The sequence below is a fragment of the Candidatus Marinarcus aquaticus genome (assembly GCF_004116335.1).
Taxonomy (GTDB): domain Bacteria; phylum Campylobacterota; class Campylobacteria; order Campylobacterales; family Arcobacteraceae; genus Marinarcus; species Marinarcus aquaticus.
This window is the reverse complement of record NZ_PDKN01000003.1, coordinates 25,926-46,602: the sequence shown is the minus strand read 5'-3', so window position 1 is coordinate 46,602 and position 20,677 is coordinate 25,926. Positions and strand designations below refer to the sequence as shown.

General features: G+C 35.8%; 22 protein-coding genes. 6 read left to right on the top strand and 16 right to left on the bottom strand.

Features of this window, described 5'->3' with window-relative positions; genetic code table 11:
* Window positions 1-42 precede the first annotated feature (42 nt).
* Window positions 43-366: a cytochrome C gene (locus CRV04_RS05110; protein ID WP_128995750.1), complete on the bottom strand. Its 324-nt coding sequence runs from the start codon at window positions 364-366 to the stop codon at window positions 43-45.
* Between the two features lie 158 nt (window positions 367-524).
* Between CRV04_RS05110 and CRV04_RS05105 the strand changes: the two genes are divergently transcribed.
* The 6 genes from CRV04_RS05105 to darH all read left to right on the top strand — a co-directional run bounded on the left by CRV04_RS05105 (window position 525) and on the right by darH (window position 6,451).
* Window positions 525-1,859 carry an NFACT RNA binding domain-containing protein gene (locus CRV04_RS05105; RefSeq protein ID WP_128995749.1) on the top strand — a complete coding sequence of 445 codons (1,335 nt, stop codon included), beginning with the start codon at window positions 525-527 and terminating at the stop codon, window positions 1,857-1,859.
* Window positions 1,860-1,960: 101 nt separating this feature from the next.
* Entirely contained in the window at window positions 1,961-2,932 is a 972-nt protein-coding gene (locus CRV04_RS05100) for a hypothetical protein (protein WP_128995748.1), read from the top strand.
* 49 nt (window positions 2,933-2,981) lie between these two features.
* On the top strand, window positions 2,982-3,938 hold the full coding sequence (locus CRV04_RS05095) for a dialkylrecorsinol condensing enzyme (protein WP_128995747.1): 957 nt from the start codon (window positions 2,982-2,984) through the stop codon (window positions 3,936-3,938).
* Window positions 3,931-5,070 (top strand): beta-ketoacyl-ACP synthase III, encoded by a 1,140-nt coding sequence (locus CRV04_RS05090; RefSeq protein WP_128995746.1) that lies wholly within the window; start codon window positions 3,931-3,933, stop codon window positions 5,068-5,070. Before CRV04_RS05095 ends, CRV04_RS05090 begins: the two co-directional genes overlap by 8 nt.
* Window positions 5,070-5,465, top strand: coding sequence for a DarG family dialkylresorcinol biosynthesis protein (locus tag CRV04_RS05085; protein WP_128995745.1), 396 nt, complete (start codon window positions 5,070-5,072; stop codon window positions 5,463-5,465). Before CRV04_RS05090 ends, CRV04_RS05085 begins: the two co-directional genes overlap by 1 nt.
* The gene (darH, locus tag CRV04_RS05080) at window positions 5,462-6,451 is read left to right on the top strand and encodes a BtrH-related acyltransferase DarH (protein WP_128995744.1); all 990 of its coding nucleotides are present in this window, start codon (window positions 5,462-5,464) and stop codon (window positions 6,449-6,451) included. The genes CRV04_RS05085 and darH overlap by 4 nt, the downstream gene beginning before the upstream one ends.
* Here the strand turns inward: darH and CRV04_RS05075 are convergent.
* Genes CRV04_RS05075 through CRV04_RS05005 form a run of 15 tightly spaced genes read right to left on the bottom strand, consistent with a single transcriptional unit; the run spans window position 6,438 to window position 20,609 of the window.
* Window positions 6,438-7,268 (bottom strand): hypothetical protein, encoded by an 831-nt coding sequence (locus CRV04_RS05075; protein ID WP_128995743.1) that lies wholly within the window; start codon window positions 7,266-7,268, stop codon window positions 6,438-6,440. The two genes, darH and CRV04_RS05075, sit on opposite strands and share 14 nt — an antisense overlap.
* On the bottom strand, window positions 7,265-8,422 hold the full coding sequence (locus CRV04_RS05070; protein ID WP_128995742.1) for a beta-ketoacyl synthase N-terminal-like domain-containing protein: 1,158 nt from the start codon (window positions 8,420-8,422) through the stop codon (window positions 7,265-7,267). The genes CRV04_RS05075 and CRV04_RS05070 overlap by 4 nt, the downstream gene beginning before the upstream one ends.
* The gene (locus tag CRV04_RS05065) at window positions 8,423-8,689 is read right to left on the bottom strand and encodes a phosphopantetheine-binding protein (RefSeq protein WP_128995741.1); all 267 of its coding nucleotides are present in this window, start codon (window positions 8,687-8,689) and stop codon (window positions 8,423-8,425) included.
* Window position 8,690: 1 nt separating this feature from the next.
* Window positions 8,691-9,851, bottom strand: coding sequence for an ABC transporter permease (locus CRV04_RS05060; RefSeq protein ID WP_128995740.1), 1,161 nt, complete (start codon window positions 9,849-9,851; stop codon window positions 8,691-8,693).
* Window positions 9,851-10,714 carry an ABC transporter ATP-binding protein gene (locus CRV04_RS05055; RefSeq protein WP_128995739.1) on the bottom strand — a complete coding sequence of 288 codons (864 nt, stop codon included), beginning with the start codon at window positions 10,712-10,714 and terminating at the stop codon, window positions 9,851-9,853. Before CRV04_RS05055 ends, CRV04_RS05060 begins: the two co-directional genes overlap by 1 nt.
* 35 nt (window positions 10,715-10,749) lie before the next feature.
* Window positions 10,750-11,967, bottom strand: coding sequence for an AMP-binding protein (locus CRV04_RS05050; RefSeq protein ID WP_128995738.1), 1,218 nt, complete (start codon window positions 11,965-11,967; stop codon window positions 10,750-10,752).
* Complete coding sequence (locus CRV04_RS05045; protein ID WP_128995737.1) at window positions 11,964-14,075, bottom strand: MMPL family transporter; 2,112 nt, start codon at window positions 14,073-14,075, stop codon at window positions 11,964-11,966. The genes CRV04_RS05050 and CRV04_RS05045 overlap by 4 nt, the downstream gene beginning before the upstream one ends.
* Window positions 14,059-14,523: a hypothetical protein gene (locus CRV04_RS05040; RefSeq protein WP_128995736.1), complete on the bottom strand. Its 465-nt coding sequence runs from the start codon at window positions 14,521-14,523 to the stop codon at window positions 14,059-14,061. Before CRV04_RS05040 ends, CRV04_RS05045 begins: the two co-directional genes overlap by 17 nt.
* Window positions 14,524-15,951 (bottom strand): B12-binding domain-containing radical SAM protein, encoded by a 1,428-nt coding sequence (locus CRV04_RS05035; protein ID WP_228126481.1) that lies wholly within the window; start codon window positions 15,949-15,951, stop codon window positions 14,524-14,526.
* Window positions 15,951-16,490, bottom strand: a complete 540-nt coding sequence (locus CRV04_RS05030; RefSeq protein WP_128995734.1) for a hypothetical protein — start codon at window positions 16,488-16,490, stop codon at window positions 15,951-15,953. Before CRV04_RS05030 ends, CRV04_RS05035 begins: the two co-directional genes overlap by 1 nt.
* Before the next feature lie 3 nt (window positions 16,491-16,493).
* On the bottom strand, window positions 16,494-17,198 hold the full coding sequence (locus CRV04_RS05025) for an SDR family NAD(P)-dependent oxidoreductase (RefSeq protein ID WP_128995733.1): 705 nt from the start codon (window positions 17,196-17,198) through the stop codon (window positions 16,494-16,496).
* A gap of 11 nt (window positions 17,199-17,209) precedes the next feature.
* A complete protein-coding gene (locus tag CRV04_RS05020) occupies window positions 17,210-18,730 on the bottom strand; it encodes an HAL/PAL/TAL family ammonia-lyase (RefSeq protein ID WP_128995732.1) in 1,521 nt (506 codons plus the stop codon).
* The gene (locus CRV04_RS05015; RefSeq protein ID WP_128995731.1) at window positions 18,727-19,593 is read right to left on the bottom strand and encodes a lysophospholipid acyltransferase family protein; all 867 of its coding nucleotides are present in this window, start codon (window positions 19,591-19,593) and stop codon (window positions 18,727-18,729) included. Before CRV04_RS05015 ends, CRV04_RS05020 begins: the two co-directional genes overlap by 4 nt.
* Window position 19,594: 1 nt before the next feature.
* Window positions 19,595-20,302 carry a glycosyltransferase family 2 protein gene (locus tag CRV04_RS05010; RefSeq protein ID WP_228126480.1) on the bottom strand — a complete coding sequence of 236 codons (708 nt, stop codon included), beginning with the start codon at window positions 20,300-20,302 and terminating at the stop codon, window positions 19,595-19,597.
* Window positions 20,289-20,609 (bottom strand): ApeI family dehydratase, encoded by a 321-nt coding sequence (locus tag CRV04_RS05005; RefSeq protein WP_128995730.1) that lies wholly within the window; start codon window positions 20,607-20,609, stop codon window positions 20,289-20,291. Before CRV04_RS05005 ends, CRV04_RS05010 begins: the two co-directional genes overlap by 14 nt.
* Window positions 20,610-20,677: the final 68 nt, after the last annotated feature.

Below are 20,677 nucleotides of genomic sequence, written 5' to 3'. Positions count from 1 at the left end.
AGGCGACAGAACACTGCCGCCTTTATTCGCTTTAAAATATGATTAACAAGATGGAACGTTTCCAGAATCGTTTGCATACTCATATGAGAAATCATAAATATCTTCTTGCCAAGACTCTTTGATATATCCCTCTTTTACAGCTGGACAAATTTTAATGATTTCAGCTTCAAAGTTACCTGCTTCTTTGATTGCTTCCCATTCATCTTGAGAGTGTTTTGCTGCAAATTTTGCTCCTGTCATACCGCATGGTTTTTTTAATTTTTTAGAAAAAAGTTTTTGACCTTTAACTGCATCCGCTGACGCTGTTGAGGCTGCTAAACCTAATACTAATGAACTTGCCATTACAATTTTCAATAATTTTGACATCGATTATTCTCCTAGAAATATTAATTTTGCTACAATTATATCAAAGGAATATAAAATAACTCTGAAAAAATAAGAGTAAAAATATTAAAAAAACTTATATTACTTAAAATGATACTTGTCATAAGTTATGACTATAAAACTCTTAAAGAAGTGGACAGATGAAATATTATGAATTAAAAGAGATTGTAAAATATTTAAAAGAAAATGCAAAAACAATTAAAAGAATGAAACGTTTGGATAACAATCTTTTAAGTGTGGAATTTAACGATAAAAATATACTCTATTTTGATATGACCAAAGGAAATGCACTCATTTATAAAAAAGAGGGACATGTTAATTCAAAAAGAGAGTTTAATGCTCCTTTTGATGTGGTGCTTCAAAAACGATTTATGAATGTAAAAGTAGAGGACATAGTGTTAGTCAATGAGGATAAAGTGTTACGGTTTGATGTGGTATCACAATCCTCGTATAAAGCACTCAAAGGCTCCATGCAGTTTGAGTTTACGGGGAAAAATACCAACGGTATTATTTTAGATGAAAATGAAATTGTATTAGAAGCACTGCGACACATTGATGAGTTTTCCTCTTCTCGTATTGTGAAAGTCGGACAAAAGTTAGAGGCGGTTCCAAAGCCAAATTTTGATTTTAAACATGAAAAAATAGATGATATTGAGGCTTTTTTGTATGCCAACTATGAACAAAAAGAGGCACAACTGTTACAGCAGCTAAAAAAGCAAAAGGTGCAACAACTTTTTAAACAACTCTCAAAAATCAAAAAACTCTTAACATCGCTCTCGTCTGAAGAGTCACTGTATGAACAAGCCAATACTTTGTACGAAAAAGCCAATTTGATTTTAAGTAATCTTCATAATATCAAAGCGTATGAAAGCAAAGTGGTGTTAACGGATTTTTCAGGCAATGAAATAGAAGTGGTGTTGGATACCAATTATCCCACGCCTTCAAGTTATGCCAACCATCTCTTTTCTAAAGCAAAAAAAGCAAAACAACGAGCGAAATATATTCACATTGAAAGAGACAATCTTGAACAAAAACAAGCCTTTTTAGAGCGTATGATTGAACAAATCAATGCATCTTCAAACAGCGATGAACTTGAGTTCTTAATGCCTAAAAAGCAGAAAAATCAGACCAAAACAAAAAAACAAGAGTTGTGTGAAAGTTTCTTTTATAAAGGGTATAAAATTCTTTTGGGTAAGAGTGAGCGAGAGAATGTCTATGTACTGCAAAACAGTAAAGCAAGTGATTTTTGGTTCCATTTAAAAGACCGAACTTCGTGTCATGTGATTGTGCAAAACACAAAAAAAGAGTTGCCACAAGAAGTCATTGAACAAGCAGCAAAACTGTGTGCACAATTTTCAGTGGATTATGCGGGGAAATATTTGGTCGATTTTACCCAAAGACGTAATGTAAAAATTCAAAGTGGAGCAAATGTATTGTACAACCCTTATCAAACACTTTCAGTAAGTTTACAATAGTGACGAATTTATAATTATAAAATAAACTCAAGTGTTATTTAAAGAAGTTGTAACTTCAGCATTGCTACAATCTTACACTTAAGCTACTTAAGGAGGGAAATGTGAAAAAAATCTTAAGCTTAACGGCATTAGTGACGTTAGTTGTACTTATTGCTACAGGTTGCGGTGGAGCATTGGTTCAAAATATTGACAACAGTGGTTATATCAGTGATAAAAAACTGAGTCTGTCAAAAGTGGAAGCAACCATCAAAAAAGGTGCAATGAGACGAGGGTGGATCAGTAAACGAATTAAACCAGGATTACTCGAAGTAAGAAACAACGTTCGTGGAAGATATTTGGTTGTATTGAATATCTCTTTTGATACAAGAGGATATAAAATCATGTATAAAGAGAGTCAAAACTTAAAATATGATCCACAAACCAATAAAATCCATCCAAACTACAACAAATGGGTTGCAAACTTAGAGAGAGACATCAACTACGAGTTATCTAAAATTGGTGTAATGGGAAATGAATCAGCCAGAAATGTAACAACAATTTCGTCAAGCAGTAGTACTACTGCTTCGACGTCACTGAATACCAGCAATTACTCTAAAAGCAGTGCAAGCATTAATACCAATGGAAAAACCATCTATATGAAAAGCATTATCCCGTACGCTAAAGGGAATCGAATTGCCCCAAATATCAAACAAGAGTGTCAAATTGATAAACAGTTAGCCGAGTTTATTCAACAATATGCAATGCAACAAGGGCTAACAGTGAAATTTAAAAACAATATTGGAAGTAATGATTTATATTTAAAAGTTCAAATTGATGATGCCATCAGTCAAGGTGGAGCATTCAGAGGACACAATAAATACACAGCTATTTCAGGTGTTTTAGTACAAGGAAAAAAGAGTTTTGGATCATTTAAAGCAGCAAGAATCTCTGGTGGAGGTTTTTGGGGTGCGTATAAAGGGTCGTGTTCAGTTTTAGTCCGAACAGTGGATACTTTAGGAAAAGATGTCGCAGGTTGGCTCTTTAGCCCAATGGACAATGCAATGCTTGGTGATGCAAGCCGAATCCGATATTAATAATACGTTTGGTATAATATAATATTTTTTAATAACATGAGAGAAAACATTGAATAAAAAAATATTAGTTATATCCTATTCTCAAACGGGTCAACTCGATGAATTGACTCATAATATTATTTTACCATTAGAGAAAACAGAAGGCATAGAGGTGACGGTTAAGAAAATTGAACCCGTGACCCCTTACCCTTTTCCTTGGGATTTTATGACCTTTATGGATGCTTTCCCAGAGTCTGTCTATTTAGACCCACCTGAAATAAAACCGATTGAAGAGGATGACAATGAGTATGACTTGGTCATCTTACCTTATCAAGTATGGTTTTTATCACCCTCTTTGCCCATTACGGCATTTTTAAAAAGTGAGTATGCGAAAAAGAAACTCAAAGGTAAACCTGTCATTACAGTGATTGGTTGCCGAAACATGTGGGTTATGGCGCAAGAGAAGGTGAAAATGCTTTTAGAGAAACTAGAAGCAACGCTCATTGACAATATTGTTCTCATTGACCAAGGAAACTCTTTGGCCACATTTGTAACAACGCCTCGATGGATGCTCACAGGTAAAAAAAACAGATTGTGGGGAGTCTTTCCAAAAGCGGGGATTGCCAAAGAGGATTTAAGAAAATCAGTGCGTTTTGGTGAAGCCATTAAACAAGCACTTCAAAACGATAAAGAAAAAAAGCTCGCTCCTTTATGTCAAGGTCTTCAAGCTGTGGATGTGGATGTGAAACTCATTAAAAGTGAACAAATTGCAACCAAAAGTTTTAAGATATGGGGAAAACTCATACGAAAAATGGGACCATTTGGAAGCAAAAAACGACGTCCTGTTGTGATGTTGTATGTTGTTTTTTTATTGTTGATTATTTTGACAATTGTGCCTTTAAATATGATTATACAAACCATTTTACGAAAAATTAATAAACAAAAAGTAATAAAACAAAAAGAATTTTATGAATTACCTTCGGGTAATGGCGATGAAAGAATGAAGGAATTTTTAACAAATGAATAGGGTATTTATTAATAATATACAGAAATTTATGCCAAATGAACCCGTAAGTAATGCGGAGATGGAGGAGTATCTGGGATATATTGGTGGCAAAAAATCAAAAGCCAAAAGTATTGTTTTAAGAAGCAATGGAATCAAACGACGATTCTATGTGATGGAAAAAGGGACACAAAACCCTCTTTTTTCAAATGCAGAAATTACAGCCAATGCAGTAAAACAGCTTGAGAATGAAGATTTTAAACTCTCACAGTTACAAACGCTTTCATGTGGTACAACAACACCCGACCAACTTATGCCCAACCACACTTTGATGGTTCAAGGGGAGTTGGGTATCTCTGAAATTGAGACCATCAGTGCTTCAGGGATTTGTTTAAGTGGAATCAATGCATTAAAATACATCTACTATGGAATTAAAGCAGGTGAGCTTGAAAATGGAATCTCAACAGGGTCTGAAGTCTCATCCATGGTGTTAAGTGCACGAAACTTTAAAGAGGAGTCTGACCATAAAGAGTTAGAGAAAAATCCTGGAATAGAGTTTGAAAAAGACTTTTTACGTTGGATGCTTTCAGATGGTGCAGGAGCAATGTTGCTTCAAAACAGACCAAACAGTTCAGGACTCTCACTGGAAGTGAAGTGGATTGATATTTACTCTTATGCAGGTGAAATGCCAATTTGCATGTACAGTGGATGTCATGTGGACGAAAATGACAAAGCAACTTCATGGAGAGCATACGAGCAAAAAGAGGTGATGCAAAAATCCTTGTTGGGTATCAAACAAAACGTCAAATTACTCAATGAAAATATCATTGAGTACACTGTGACCAAACCCATGAAAAAGATTATTGAAAAACGTGGTTTGAAAATCGATGATGTTGATTACTTCTTGCCTCACTACTCTTCAACTTTTTTCAGAGAAAAAGTCTATGAAGGGATGAAAAAGGCCGACTTTGAAATACCTTTTGAGCAATGGTTCACCAACTTAGTCGAGTTTGGGAATACTGGAAGTGCATCGATGTATATCATGCTTGAAGAGCTTTTCAACAGCAGGAAACTCAAAAAAGGGGAGAAACTGCTTTGTTATATCCCTGAAAGTGGACGTTTCTCTACAGCCTTTATGTATTTAGAAGTGGTGTAATGGAAAAAATAGAGATACCACAAGAAGAGAATAAAATTCTTGAAGGTCAACGTAAAGTGATGTATGTCACCGATGAGAGTGGTCACTTTGAACGTCAAAAATATGGAAGCAGTGCGGAAGAGTTTGCGACACAAGTTGCAGTAGAAGAGTTTGAACAACTCTGTAAAGAGAGTTTGGAAAGAATTAAAAACAATGAAAGCTCTCCGATTGAGTTTTTTATGTATAAAAATCGAATGGATTTACCCACGCTTTGCTCCGTAGTGGGTATGTTTGCCTTTCGAGTAAAACGACACTTGAAAATGAAGCATTTTAAAAAACTCAATGACAAAATCTTGCAACGCTATTGTGAAGCATTTGATATAAGACTTCAAGAGCTAAAGGAATTTAAAGCATGAGCAGAACATTTGAACACTCACAGTTTGCACATTGTGAAAGTGGAGTGATTTCAACCCTATTGACCAGTTATGGACTTAAAATCAGTGAGCCTATGGCATTTGGAATCACCAGTTCTCTCTCTTTTGTCTATTTGCCTGTGGTAAAAATCAGCAACATGCCTTTGATTGCTTACAGAAACTTGCCTAAAAATATCATTCGAAATATCTCAAAAGTTTTGGGTATAACCATGGTAAAAAAGCACTATAAAAATCCATTGGAAGCCAACGCTGATTTAACCAAATTTGTTGAAGAGAATCAACTCGTTGGTCTTCAAACATCGGTTTTTTATCTGCCATATTTCCCTAAAGATATGCGGTTTCACTTTAATGCACATAACCTTTTAGTTGTAGGTAAAGAGGGAAGTGATTACACCATTTCAGACCCCGTGTTTGAAGATTTGGTGACGTGTGATGAAAAAGAGCTTACCAAAGCTCGATTTGCACGAGGAATATTTGCTCCAAAAGGGTTCTTATACTATCCCCAACACATACCTGAAAACATCGATTTAGGTAAGGTGATTAAAAAAGCCATCATTAAAAATGCCAAGACTCTTTTAACGCCTTTTCCTTATGCGGGAGTAAAAGGGATGCGCACCTTAGCTAAAAAGATTGCCAAACTCAAACTTGATAACAATGAAAGATATGTAAAAAACTTTTTAACGCACATTGTTCGTATGCAAGAGGAGATAGGAACCGGTGGGGGAGGTTTTAGATTTTTGTACGCTGCATTTTTACAAGAGGCTAAGGGGTATGGATTAGATGAAAGCAAACTTCAAGAAGCATCAGAACTTTTTGTAAAATCTGGAAATGCGTTAAGAGAGTTTGCTCTTTTATGTGTAGAATCAAGTAAAAAAACGCAGAAGTTTAGCCCACAAGCCATCTCAGAAAAATTGATTGAAGCATCAATGTTTGAAGAGAAGGCGTGTAAGATTCTTAAAACACTCTGAGTGTAATAACTATGAGTTTACCGTGTTTATCTTGAGCAATATGGTAAACTTCTCCTTTATATTCAAGAAGTTCAAAAAAAGTAACTGCCCCATCACAACCAAAAAACGCTTTAGGTGTTAAAACTGTTTGTGCAGCCTTTTTTAACGCTTCATTGCATGCTGCAAATTGATTGCATGAAACAGTGGTGCCATTTAGATTAACCTCTTTTAAGAAGCATTCAACATTTTCATACTCTTTGATACAAACTATTTGTGCTACGGCATGCTCTTTTTTTAAGTTACCGTATAGCCAGAAACTGCCATCACAACTTGGTTGTTTAAGTACATCTGAAGTGTATTGTGCATAATGAGGGATTTGTTCTAAAGATTCATCGACTGCGCCAACAAGAACATCTTGTACATCCTTTGTTTCCAAATCAAAGAGCGCAAGCTGTAAAGCTTTTTCAAAGGAGACCTCTTCGCTGGTTAAAACCATGTTTTTACCAAAAGCGTCCAATGCTTTTGAGACATAAAAACTGACGTTGTTACTGTTGATGTTTAAAAAGTCAAAAGGCATGATAATAGAGTCATCCATATTCACCGTATTTAAAACATTATGCACATCCATAATGGGACCATACTCAGTAGCCACATAAACTCCAAATTGTTGTGAACTTTTCACCTCATTCATGCACAGCAAAGCACCGTAAACAGCCAGAATATTAAACTTGCTTGAACGTCTTAAGTTGATGTTTGTAAGAGGCTTTAATAAAGTTCGATACGCTTTGATGTCTAAAAGAGGATTTAAAACATGTGAAGTGGCATGTAAATACATCACTTACCTTCTTTATTCGTTAAAATAATGGCACTGTTGTTTCCACCAAAGGCAACATAGTTAAAAAGCAACGTAGCTTTGTGATCACACGAGGTGTGTTGTTGTAATGGTGTAAATACCACATCTTCTGCTGGGGTTTCAAAGCCGAAAGTAGCAGGCAGAAAGCCCGACTCTACACAATAGAGCATCAAGACAATTTCATTGGTACCACATGCACCCAAAGTGTGCCCTAGAAGAGGTTTGAGTGAAGTCACTGATGTTTGTTGTTGATGTTTCTCAAACAGTTGGTGTAATGCTCTGGCTTCTGAGAGATTATTGTTTTCACTGCCTGTTGCATGGGCTTTAATACAGGTGACATCTTGTAATGAGAGATTGGCTTTTTCTAAACAGCTTTGCATGGTTTTAAAGATTGGTACTCCTGAAGGGTCACTGGTGGTCTCAGAGTAGTTATCACACACATTCGTAAAACCACAATATCTAAAATCAGTATCTCTTTTTGGGTTTGCTTCAACCACAACAGCGGAACACCCTTCTCCTAAAATGATACCATCACTGTTTTTATCAAAAGGTCGGTAAATTTGACTTTGCGAAAGCAACATTAAAGAGGAAAAGCCACCCAAAGTGGATTGGTTAAAAAGCTCTAAGCCAATTACAATGGCACGTTTGATTTTTCCTGACTCAATCATCCTTGAAGCATATGACAAAGCATTGACACTGGAGGTACAAGCCGTTGTAAAAAGCAGAGCTTTATACTTTGAACCAATGAGTTGCTCCACATACTCTCCAATAGAACCATTTCCAATATCTTTAAAAAGAGGTTGGGTGGTATCATTTATACTGTGTGAACGTACCTCTTCATTGCTTCCCATCTCCATTGAAGTTGAACCAATAAAGATATGCAACTCCTTTTGCTCTTTTTGAGTAATCTTCGCATCTTTTAAGGCATCAAAGACCACTTTGTCTAAAATAGCGTGGTAACGCTCTACATTGGAGTGGTTATCAAATGATTTAATGGGATAAAAAAGACGCTCTTGAAACATCGATTGCAGATGAGATAAGTAGTTCTCTTGTTTGAGGTTTTGCACCGAAGAGATGATAGATTGTTTGTCATCTCCTAAAGTACAAACTAAAGATTTTCCAGTAATGTATGCGTTCATCTATTTGGGTTGGATGTAGTCTGCTAAAGTATTAATGGATTCCATAATTTTTCGTAATACTTTACTGTCGTTGGTATTGATACCATACTTTTTGTGTAAAGCCATTGAGATTTGTAATGCATCCATTGAGTCTAATTCAAGTTGGGAATCACTTCCAAACAAAACTTCATCATCGGTTATTTGTTGAGGTTCTATATCTTTATCGCACTCTTCTATAATTAATTGTTTTAACTCTAATTTTAATTGATCGTCTTGTGAACCTATCAACCTAACTCCTCTTTTGTAATAAAATATATGCCAATATTAAACAGATTATAGCAAAAAATACCATGTTATAAACATAATGGGAAATATCACTGAACGACCCACCACGAACAAACACTTCTAAGAAGCTCTCTAGTCCCCATGACATGGGTGAGAAATCTGTGGCATCTTGCATGAATTTTGGCATGACAAATTTGGGTACCATGATACCCCCAAGGGCTGCTAAAATAATATTGGATATACCGCCGTAAGTCGTCGCTTCTTCGGTGGTTTTAGCAATATTTGCAATTAAAAGTGCAAATGAAATTGAGCCCAAACTCACTACACTCGATACTAAAAATATCATACCATAGTTACCTGAAATCTCTAAAGTATCGCCTCCCAACAGTGGCACAATGTACATCCCCACAAGTATCATACATACCACTTGGATTTGATTGATGATAAAATAAGGAAAAATTTTACTGATTAAAATGGGTAAAAGTGATACATTAATGCTTCGTATTCGACTGATGGTTCCAAAATTTTTCTCATTGATAAAGGTATTGGAAATAGGAATAAGAATAAAAAACATTGAAAAAACCAACCACGCAGGTACACTTTGTTGTACGGAAGTGGGTGTGATGTTAAAGTTTTCATCTTTTGCAAGTGTGGTCACTGTGATATTAGAAGAGAGTGAATCAAGCTTATCATTGCTGATATTTTGCATGCTCAAAAGTTCATCTAAAATGGTTTTTGTACTGTATGAAGCAATCAAACTTTTAAGCACAGCACTCTTTTGTTGTTGCATATCTGGCGTGGTGAAAATCTCAATGTTAAAATCTTCTTTTTGCTCTTTGATTTCAGAGATAAAGGCTTCAGGCACATTCAGTACAAAATCGTAGTGGTCTCTGTAAAGCCTCTCTTTGGCTTCATTTTGTTGCACAAAACGAGCGTCAAAAAAGCTGTTTTGATTGATGCTTTCTATGAGTTTGGTGACGACTTGGGTTTGAGTGCTACTTTGTACCGCTACTTTGAGTTTTACATCAATGGTATTGGAGTAGCTGTTTTTAAGTGCCAGTGACATGATAAGTATAAAGAGTGTGGGCATAATAAAAAGCACTAAAAGTGCATGAATGTCTCTCAGTATTAGGGTAAACTCTTTTTTTAATAGGTAGCTAAACATCAGTCTCTTAAATCCTGTTTTGTCAATGATAAAAACATCGCTTCTAAATTTTTATGTCCAAACTCAATGTGCTTGATGTTTTGATTATGCAATTTCAGTTCACTGCAGTAATCCACAAGGGCATTAAACCCATTTTGAGTCTCTATGGATCTCTTTTCACCCGTTTCAAGCTCAATGTGTATTTGTGCACTTTGTTGTATCAGTTGCTCTTTTTTTTCATGCAATATAATCTCTCCATGGTCTAAAATAGCGATATCATCACACAAAAATTCCACCTCTTCCATGTAGTGCGAGGTATAAATAATCGTTGTGTTTTTCTCTTTGTTGATGTTTTTAATCACATTTAAAATATAGTTTCGAGATTGTGGGTCAATACCAACAGTGGGTTCGTCCAAATATAAAACTTTGGGGTCATTTAAAAGTCCAATGGCAATATTAAGACGACGTTTCAGTCCTCCTGAATACGTATGTGCTTGTTTGTTCACATAGTTTTGTAAAGAGGTGGCTTCGATGCACTCATCAATTTTATCTTTTAAGGCTTGGTTTTTTAAACCATACAAGGCACCAAAAAACTCAAGGTTTTCATACGTGGTAAGCTTGGGATAAAAGGCATAAGTTTGTGGTACATAACTGCAAATTTGTTTAATCTCTTTGGCATGATGGTCCAAATCGTAACCACAAACAGAAATCTGTCCACTGTTTTTAGGAATCAGAAAATTTAAAATAGAGACCAAGGTGGTTTTTCCTGCACCATTGGGACCTAAAAGACCAAATACAGAACCCTCTTCAATAGTGAGGCTCAGATTGTTTAAAATGGTTTGTTGGTCATAAGACTTCTTCAAGTTCTCTATTTTTATGGACATTTTCTCTCTTTAAATTTTTGAAAGTATATCAAAACTTAGGTTATTTTCAATTTTTTACCCACACTTGAAGTGGGGATATGCTCTACAAGTGTGAGTTTTATGGAAAACTTCAAATTCGATAGATTGTGTTGCAAAATTTGTTTAATCTGTTTGGTTGTATAAGGCGTTTTTGTCTCTAAGGTGATATCCAAAATTTCATCTTTTAAGGCATCATCCACATGCTCTACAAAAACCAAGGCTTTGGCAATATCCTCTTGCTCTTCTAAAATGTGCTCTATTTGTATGGTGGAGTAACGTTTACCTGCAATCTTTAAAATCTGAGAACTGCGACCAATGAGTTTGAACTGGTTATGCGCATTGAGTTCGACATAGTCAAAACTTTGAACCACACCATTGATGGTTTTAAAACCATTTTCATACAACTCATCTGATACAAATGCAGACGCAATTTGAAGTTCACTTTGCTCATTCGTGGATACCTTTACACTCTCTAAAGGCGTCCAAAGTGTTTCATCGTTTGTTTTATAGGCAATTCCACCTGTTTCCGTTGAACCAAATATTTGGATGACATCGGTGTTAAACTTTTGAGAAAAGGTCACTGCACTTTGTGCATCCAATGGCCCAGTGGAGCTCACAAATGTACTGTTTGAAAGATCTTTGTGCTCCCCAATTTTATTTAGTGCTTTGATGTATAAAGGTGTTGTTACCACAAGTGAGTGTTCATCAATTAAGTGAAGTAAATCATGCGGTAAAAAATGCTCTTTTAAAATAATATCCAAACCATTTAACAAAGGATACAAAAGACCAAACAACGTACCGTAAATATGAATAAATGGAACGGTGACCACCACACGTTTGATTTTTTTACTGCTAAAGAGTTGCGTTAAGACTTTGATCTCTTCTAAAAGATGCTGTTTGGTTTTGAGTGCGCCCACAGACTCTCCTGTACTTCCACTTGTAAAGTACATCATTGAAAAATCTTTCTCATCAAAAATAGTGGGTGTAGGAGTCTTTGAACCAAAAGGTTGTATACCCAGTGTTTGTAGTTTTTGTGAGATGACTTTATTGGTATGGTCAAACAAGATGGCTTTGCCATCATTGTAAAAACTTTCAAAAAATTGCAAGGCATTGTTCTCTTTTTTATCTGAACCGATATATCCTACTTTGTTTTGAATGGAAGGATTATGAAAGTGCTCTTTTTCTAAAGCGTGTTTGGTTACAGATAAGTCATCGTGATAAACGATCAGATTCATTGAGAAAACCTTTTTGAAAAAATTAAGAGTATAAAAAGTGAGAGTACCGCAATGGTTGCAATACTTCCAATAGATTGCAGGGCATTTATGTGACTGAAGACCAGTACCCCAAATCCTGCAAAGGTACTTAAAAGTGAGTATATTATAGCTTTTTTTGTTTGAGTATCCAGACTCTTTGCGGTATAAATCGCATAATCAATACATAATGCCATAATAATAAAAAGCATAAACAAGTGCAGTACATTAAACGGTGTCGTAAGACTAAAGAGCATGATCATACTTAATGGAAAGAGTAAAAAGTTTACTGCTTTAAAAAACGATTTACGAGTAATCAGGGCTAAAAGTATAAAAATAATCATCACAGTAATGGCCCCTAAGAATATGAGTTGCTGTTGAATTGCTTTTAATGCCTCTTCAAACATCAGTCGCAAACTCAATGGTTTTGCAAACTCTAGTGTGGATTTTTGTGCAAACTCTTTTTGTGAGACGGTGACCAATGTGGCAAGTTGGTCATTGACTTGTAATATATCAAAGCCCATACTTTGAAGTTTTTCAAGTGACCAGTGAGGCACTTTGGTTGTGCTTTGATAACTTGCTTTAAAAAATTCAGGATTAAATCCATAAGTTACGGCATTTTTTTGAATATCTTCTTTTAGTATTTGAAAGGCTTTGCTTTGAAGCAGTGCATTGGTTTGTTTAAATTGTTGGGCGGTCACAACCATAGCCAGTTTAGATTGCACCGTTGTATAGTGCTTTTGAAGTTGAGCAAAATTTTCAAGCAACGCTTCAACATTATTTGCTGTAAGAATTAAAGGAAGAGAGGGTTGTTGTTCAAAGAGATGTTTGAAAAACTGTTCTTGTGCTTTAAGTGTCTTATTATCATAATCCAGATTTTTTAAGTTGGTATCTAAACGTATAAAAAACGTACCTACCATAATCCCTACAACAGAAAAAAGAAGAATATATTTTGAAGGCAGTGAGTAGTTGACAAAGGCAAATGGCAGACACTTGGGTGCTTTAAACTTGATGATAGGAAAAAGAAATGCGAATTGAATATAAGAGATACAAAGCGCAACCAACGTAAAAAGTGAAATCTGTTTGATCAAATCAAAAGAGATAAAACTGACCACAAAAAAAGCAATAAAGGTGGTCATAAAACCATAAAAGACCTCTTGGTTAAAACCTTTATTTGAAGTGTAGTAGTCATGCATGTAGTGGTGAAACATATAATCAATTGCTACAGAGCTGATGGACACCCCAAAGACAATCACAAAAACAGAGACCTCTTCATAAACAACAGTAATAAAAAGCATGGCCACTACGGTTGAAGTAAGAAGGGCAGTTAACGTATGAAAAAGCAGTTGAATGTTGCGTACAATGATGACATACAAAATAATCAGCACAAGCAAAGCTAACGTGATGATGATATTCACATCGCTTTTGATGGCGTGTTCATTTTCAACATAATAAAAAAGTGTACTGAACATTTTAATATTTTCATTGGGAGGTACGAGTTCATGTAAAGTTTTATAAAGTGATTGATATGCTTTGAGTGTATTGACATTTGAATCAATATTAAAAACAGCCACATAACCATAGTTGGAAACACTTAATTGATTGTTTCGAATTTGAAGTGAGTTTGCAGTGGTACTGTTTTTAAAAAGACCAAAAGGGTCCCGAGTATTTATGTGTGGCGCAAAAAAACTTTGAGTCAGTTGCGTGTAGAGTTGTTGAAGTTCTTGTTGGGTATTGAGGGTTTGAAACTTCTCTTGGTTAAATGTCTGGTAATAAAGTGCATACTCTTTTTTATACGCTTCAAAAGCTTCATTGGGTTCAACCGTCTGAAGGGTGAGCTCTTTTAAAGACAGCAGTTTTTCTTGTAGCGTTTGAAAAGCTTTAAATGAAGCCTCATCCAATCCTTTATACGCAACCAACAGCGTTTTACTGTTTTGAAACTGGTCATAGTGTTTAAGCAACTCTTTGTTTTCCCCTTTAGGTAAAATAGAGAGAACAGAGTTGCTGATGTGATGATGGTACCCTTGCGTGAAAAAAAGAGTTGCACAAATGAGTAAGACAATAAGGTTAAGACGTTTAATAAAGAGGTTCAATGACAATCCTATCGCTGTTTTTTAAAATGACACGAAGTTGTTGTAACTGGTGCTCTTTTTTCTCATACTCTATTTTATCAATAGAGTTTCTGATTTGCTCTTTTGGAATAAGTAGATGGATCTTTTCTTTTTTATCAAGTGTAAAGTAGTACTTTAAAGTCGTTGAGTCCTCATTAAAAAGAGCTTGTAAAATGGTAAAATAGATAATGGATGCTTGATTTTTGATGATGGTATTGGTTGACGTTTCAATCAGTTGATTGTTCTTAAATATAAAAATTTGTGGTGAGTTATCGTATTGAAGTTGTATGCTCTTTTTTTCAAAGGTGATGACGCCTGTTTTATACACAGAGTTATTCAAAGCTTGAAAAAAACGCTCCTCTTTAAATGCAATCGTTTGTGCATAGAGTGCTTGAAGTAAGAAAATATATATCAACAGTGCTTTAAACATTTATCGTGCCTTTTTGAGATATTTGGCTTTAAAAGAACACAAGCCAAATTTGAGCAATCGCATAAGATGCGTTGGATATCTCAATATCATTTTAACATAGTGATGCGCAATTTGAGGACGTTGGTAAAAACCTTCTAAAATATTTCGATACTCAAAGTGCAGTTTTTCCATACTCACATGTTCAGGTTCATAGATGAAGTTCATCCCGTTCATTCTGTCCCAATCCTCATCTCTCATAGAGGTACCATAGAGTTTGATATAAATAGGGGAGCCTGGATAAGGTGTGAATTTTGAGAGATTCATGGTTGTCAATGGCAACTCTTTAACAAAGGCTTTGGTCTGTGCAATAGTGCTTTCATCTTCACCTGGATACCCCAACATTAAAAGTCCTTTGCATCGAATACCCGCGTCATGTGTCCATTGCACCGCATTACGTGCTTGCTCTGTTTTGGTGGCTTTTCGCATATTTTTAAGCATGGCATCACTTCCTGATTCCAAACCGTAGCTGATTTCCCAACATCCCGCTTTTTTCATTTGATGAAGAATTTCAGGGTTAATGCTGTCAACACGTGCCGTACAACTCCATGTCATTTTAAAATTGCTTTCAATGATGAGTTCGCACAGTTTTAAAATACGTTTTTTACTGGCCACAAACAAATCATCCACAAATTGCAGATGCGTGATGCCATAAGTGTTTTGAAGATACTGCATGATTTCAAACACTTTTTGTGGCGAGTAGTACCGAATCTTTGCTCCAAATGTAGAGGTATCACAAAACTCGCATTTAAATGGACAGCCTCTTGAAGCAGAAAAAGTAGCCACGGGTCCTTTGGGATAATCAAAAACTGTTAAAGGATACCCTTTTGGAAAGTTAGGCAACAAATGCCAAGAAGGCAGAGGCAGGTCATCCAGTTCTATTTGTATTGTTCTGTTGGTTGTTTGAACAAGTTGATTTTGGTCTCTGTAAATGATGTCTTCTACATTAGAGATGTCTTGGTTGTTTTTAAGTGCGGGTAAGAGTTTAGAAAGAGTGATTTCTCCTTCATTCATCACCGCAATATCAAAACTTTGAAAACGCTCCATGGTTTCCATTCCCATCGATGAGATGTGAGGACCCCCAACTAAGATGGTGATATGAGGTGCTTTTTCTTTCAAAGCTTTGGCAATCAAGTTGGCATTGTGTACTCCCACTGTAAAAAGTGTGATGCCCACAAATTTTGGATTGTGTTCTAAGATTTTCTCAACGGTTTCTTCAATACTGAGTCTTTCAATCGCACACTCAATGATAGAGCAAGAAAAACCATCTTCAATCACTTGTGCTGCTAAATGTAAAAGCCCTAAAGAGGGTGATTGGTTTGAGATATGTCGTACACAATCAAACCCTTTGGCAATCTGTTCATACGGGGGATTTACAAATATAATATCCATCAGCCATTCACTCTTTTATCAAAAATAAATGTTTTATGTAAAAACTGAAACAGTCCAGCTAATAAAAGCAGGGCATAACCTCCAATGGAGCTGTAAAATACCCAAAAGTTGATATCAACACTCAGATATGCGTATAAATGAAGCCCAAGATTAAGAAGCGATACCATCACCCAAAAAAGAGTGGAACGCTCTATATAGACCTCTTGTTGTTCATTGAACTCTTTTTTTGAGAAACGTTTGACAAAGTGCAAAATAATGGACTCTTTTTTAATGTATGAAAGCGTAATAACAGCTGTAATAAATGCAGTGATAAGTAAAGGTAAGATTTTTAGAACCATAAAATCATCTAAAAGAAAAGTCATTAATCCTACGATGAGGTACAAAAGAGGGTATAAAATTGCTTTGAATCCTTTTTTGATTAAAGCAAGTGTCCAAAGTAAACTGGCAATCATGATGGCCACTGAGACCATTTTGATATCAAAGGTTTTTAAGGCATAAAAAACCAATGGTGCATAAACAATTGCCAGTAGGGTATTCATGCGTTAACGCACCATTGCCCCACTGATATTCAGAACCTCTCCACTGACATAGGTTGCACTGTTTCCTATAAAGTAAGCACATTGTGCTACTTCTTGTGCTTGTCCAAATCGTCCTAAAGGAATTCCTTTTTTTAACTCTTTGGTGTTTGGAATGTTCTCAATCATTTCTGATTCAATGATACCTGGGGCGAGTGCATTCACTCGAATGTTGTATCGTCCAAGTTCAATTGAAAGCGTTTTTGTAAAGGCAATCACGCCTCCTTTGCTTGCACTGTAGTTGGCTTGCCCTGCATTGCCTCCCAGACCTGAAATCGAAGCCACATTAACAATGCTTCCACTCTTTTGCATCATCATGTTTTTTGAAATCATCTTCGTAACGTAGTACATTCCTGTAAGGTTGGTGTTAATCACATCTTCCCACTCATCATCACTCATAAAGAAAAAGAGGTTGTCTTTTATAATACCTGCATTATTGATTAACACATCCACGGTGATATCTTCTAAAGCAGATTTAATCGAAGCCTTATCTTGCATGTTAAACGTAATAAGTTCACCCACATTATCAATGCTTTCAAGCAGTGCTTGTGCTTTTTCTTGATTGCTGTTGTAGTGGATGATAACAAAGTAACCATTTTGGGCATACTCTTTAACGATGGCTTCCCCAATACTTCCTGTTGCTCCTGTGACTAATACTCTTTTTCTTTCCATGACAACCTCTTTTATTTGAATGTTCCAGCTTCTAAAAGTTTGTACATCTCTACAATATCAATGTCCATTCTTCTGTCTTCATATAAAGGTTTAACAATCTCTCGCGTTGCATTGTAGATATTTTTAAGGTGTGGAGATACTTGGTCATTTCCTCGAATATCCACGGCTTGTGCCATACCAATAAATGCTATGGAGAGCATGTTATAAAGTTCTGGAATCATTTTAGCAAAATCATTCGCCGCAGTGGTACCCATTGAGACTTTATCTTGGTTCAATGACTCGGTTGGTCGTGAGTGAATGGAAGCAGCCGTTGTATTTTTAATCACATCAGCACTTAAAGAACTTAAGCTGATTTGCATTGCTTTAAATCCATGGTAAAATGGTTCATGAGAGAGTTTTAAGTTCTCCCCTAATCCTCGGTTAAACTTGTGGTCAACTAACAGAGCAAACTCTTTATCCAATAAGTCTGCTAAATTAGCTGCACAAATTTTAAGGGTATCCATTGCGTGTGCAACATATCCACCATAGAAGTTTCCAGAAGTATAGATTTTTTCATTCTCTCCATCAATAAGCGGGTTATCATTGACGGAATTAATCTCTGTTTCCACCCATTTTTTAGAGATGTCTAAATTATCTCGAACCACACCTAAAACTTGTGGTGCACAACGCATTGAGTAGTTGTCTTGGATATTTAAATCATTATCTGCAAAGAATTTATCGTATCGGTCATCTCTTCCGTGAGTGAGTTTAGACCCAGCAATTTTGTTTTGGATGTTTTTTGCCGTGGCAATTTGACCACTGAATGGTTTTGAGTCATGTACAAAGTCTGCAACAGGCGTATCATCTCCTAAAAGCACTTCAAACATCCCTGCAACATATGATTCCATTGAGTCTAAAATGACTTCAAACTCTTCAATGGCTGCTAAAGCAATGGCACTCATGATGGTTGTACCATTCATGATGGCTAACGCTTCTTTAGGTTTAAACTCATAGGGAGTTATGCCTAAACTCTCATACACTTCAATGGCAGGTTTAATCTCACCTTGATAGTATACTTCTCGCTCACCTGCAATAACAGCTGCAATATATGAAAGCGGCGTTAAATCACCACTTGCTCCCACTGAACCCTGAGATGGAATTACTGGGATAATATCTTTTTGTACCAGCATTTCAAGTCGGTGAAGCAGTTCAACGCTCACTCCCGAACGTGCTTTACTCAATGAGATGGTTCTCATGATTACTGCATATCGGCATACTTTATGAGAAAGGTTTTTCCCAATACCACAACCATGAAATCTGAAAAGATTTTTTTGTAAGGTTTTACTGTCTTCAAACGTAACGTAGTTTTTACCGCTGGCACCATATCCTGTTGTAATTCCATAAATAGGCTTACCATCACGAATTTGATTCATCAAAAAGTCGTGTGTTTTGTTGATATAGTCTAAAAATACTTGGTCAGTTGAGATATTTACTTGCGATGCTTGGATAATCTCATCTAAAGTGATGTATCTCTTGTCAATTGATAGGTTCATTTTTTCTCCCAAAATTTATAAAAATTAAACCATTGGTCTGGGTGTTGTTTCAGCATGTCACTTAAGATGTGCACGTACTGTTCGACTCCTTTATTGATGGCCTCATTTTCACGTAAAGTATAATCAAGTTCAATTTTTTCAAATACCATTTCATAGGTTCTGATTTTTTTATAGACCACAAAAATGACCATGATGGGTTTTTGTGTTTTATAAGCAATTAAAAAAGGGTTTTTATTAAAATTTGCTGGTTCATTAAAAAAGTTTACAGAGTGTTCATATTTTTCATTTAAAGCTCTATCCCCCATAAAAGCAACAGATTCATTGTTTAACAGTGCATTTCCAATCGCAATAGAAGTAGCGATGTTTCCTTTGGATAAATCAATAATTTGTACGCACGCTTCATTTTTTTTGCTGATCATGGATTCAAACTCTTTGGCATTTTGAATCATCGCTTCATTCATCACGACATTGACTTTGACATTTGAAGCATTGAAATAGTTGCTTGCAACGGCCCACCCTCCAAAGTGATTGGAAAGTAAGATGGCACCGTTTTGTATCTCACTTAAAAGCAGTTCTCTGTTTTGGTTAATAAAATCATAGTGCTCAGGATGTGCTTTTGAAATGAAACGGTCACTTGTGGCAATGGCATAGTTAAATAGGTGTTTAAAAAAGTTTTTATTACTAAAGGCAACGCCCAAATGTTTGTAGTAATCTTTCAGCGCAATTCGCACATTTTTCGCAAATAAAAAGTAGTACAATACGACCAAATAAAGTGAGTAGTAGACACTGTGGTATCCAAAGAGTTTATAGAGTCTGTAAAGGGTCTTTACAACTGGACCACCCACACGTTGTTTGGCTGACATTTTAAAAAATCCCTTTAAGTAAAAAAACACGTTGCATGAAAAGTCTCAGATGTAACAGGGTAATAGAGACCGTATCTGTACAGTTATCAAAGTGGCTTACTCTCTCTTCAGGAGTTGGGTAGTAACACTCGATGGTAATATCTTTCATGTTTTTATGTTTCCAAAAGTGTTTAACTAAAACTTCAGCTTCAAAGTTAAAGCGTTTACTTTGCAGGTTTAAATCTAAAATACTCACAGGATAGAGTCTGAAACCTGTCAAAGAATCGGTAATATCATACCCACTGTTGAGTTTTATCCAAAAGTTATGAAAAGCTCGACCCACTTTTGATTTGGTTGGGACATTCTTGATTTCAAAGTTTCGTGACCCCACAATGAGTTGGTGGTGTGAATCAATGGCGTCACTTAGTTTATGAATTTCAGAAGCCAAATGTTGACCGTCTCCATCCATGCTGACAAAATACTCATAACCAAACTCTTTGGCTTGTTGTGCACCTGTTAAGATGGCTTGCCCTTTACCCAAATTGGTCTCATGACGCAGGATAGTGAGTTGGTTATTTTTTTCAACCAGCTCGCTTACTTTTTGTGTGGAACCATCATCCACAATGATAAGTTCATAGCCACTGTCTAAAACATCTTGAGCGACTTTTGCAATGGTTTTGGGATTATTATAAGTTGGAATAACAACAATTATTTTTCTATTCTGTGACAAAAGTAAACTCGCTGCATTTTTTATTATCTTTTTTTGTGGTGACCAAATAGCTTGACTCTTTTTTCTTAATGATAAACTGAATGGTATCTTGAGGTAAAATGGGTTGGATGAATTTCGCTTTGGGAATTTCAAGGATGGTTGTACCTAAAAGTTCAGCGGCAACATCAATGTGTAAAAAGCCAGGCAAAAGGCTGTTGCTTGGAAAGTGTGCTTGAAAGATAGGATGTTTTTCATCTGCAAATTGGATATCAAACTCCATTAAATCTTCAGAGACTCTTTTATCGAGAGTCAAGTACAAATTGTCCAATGAAAAATACTCCTAAATATTACTAAAATTAATTTTTGATATTTTATCAAAAGTTAACTAAGTATATA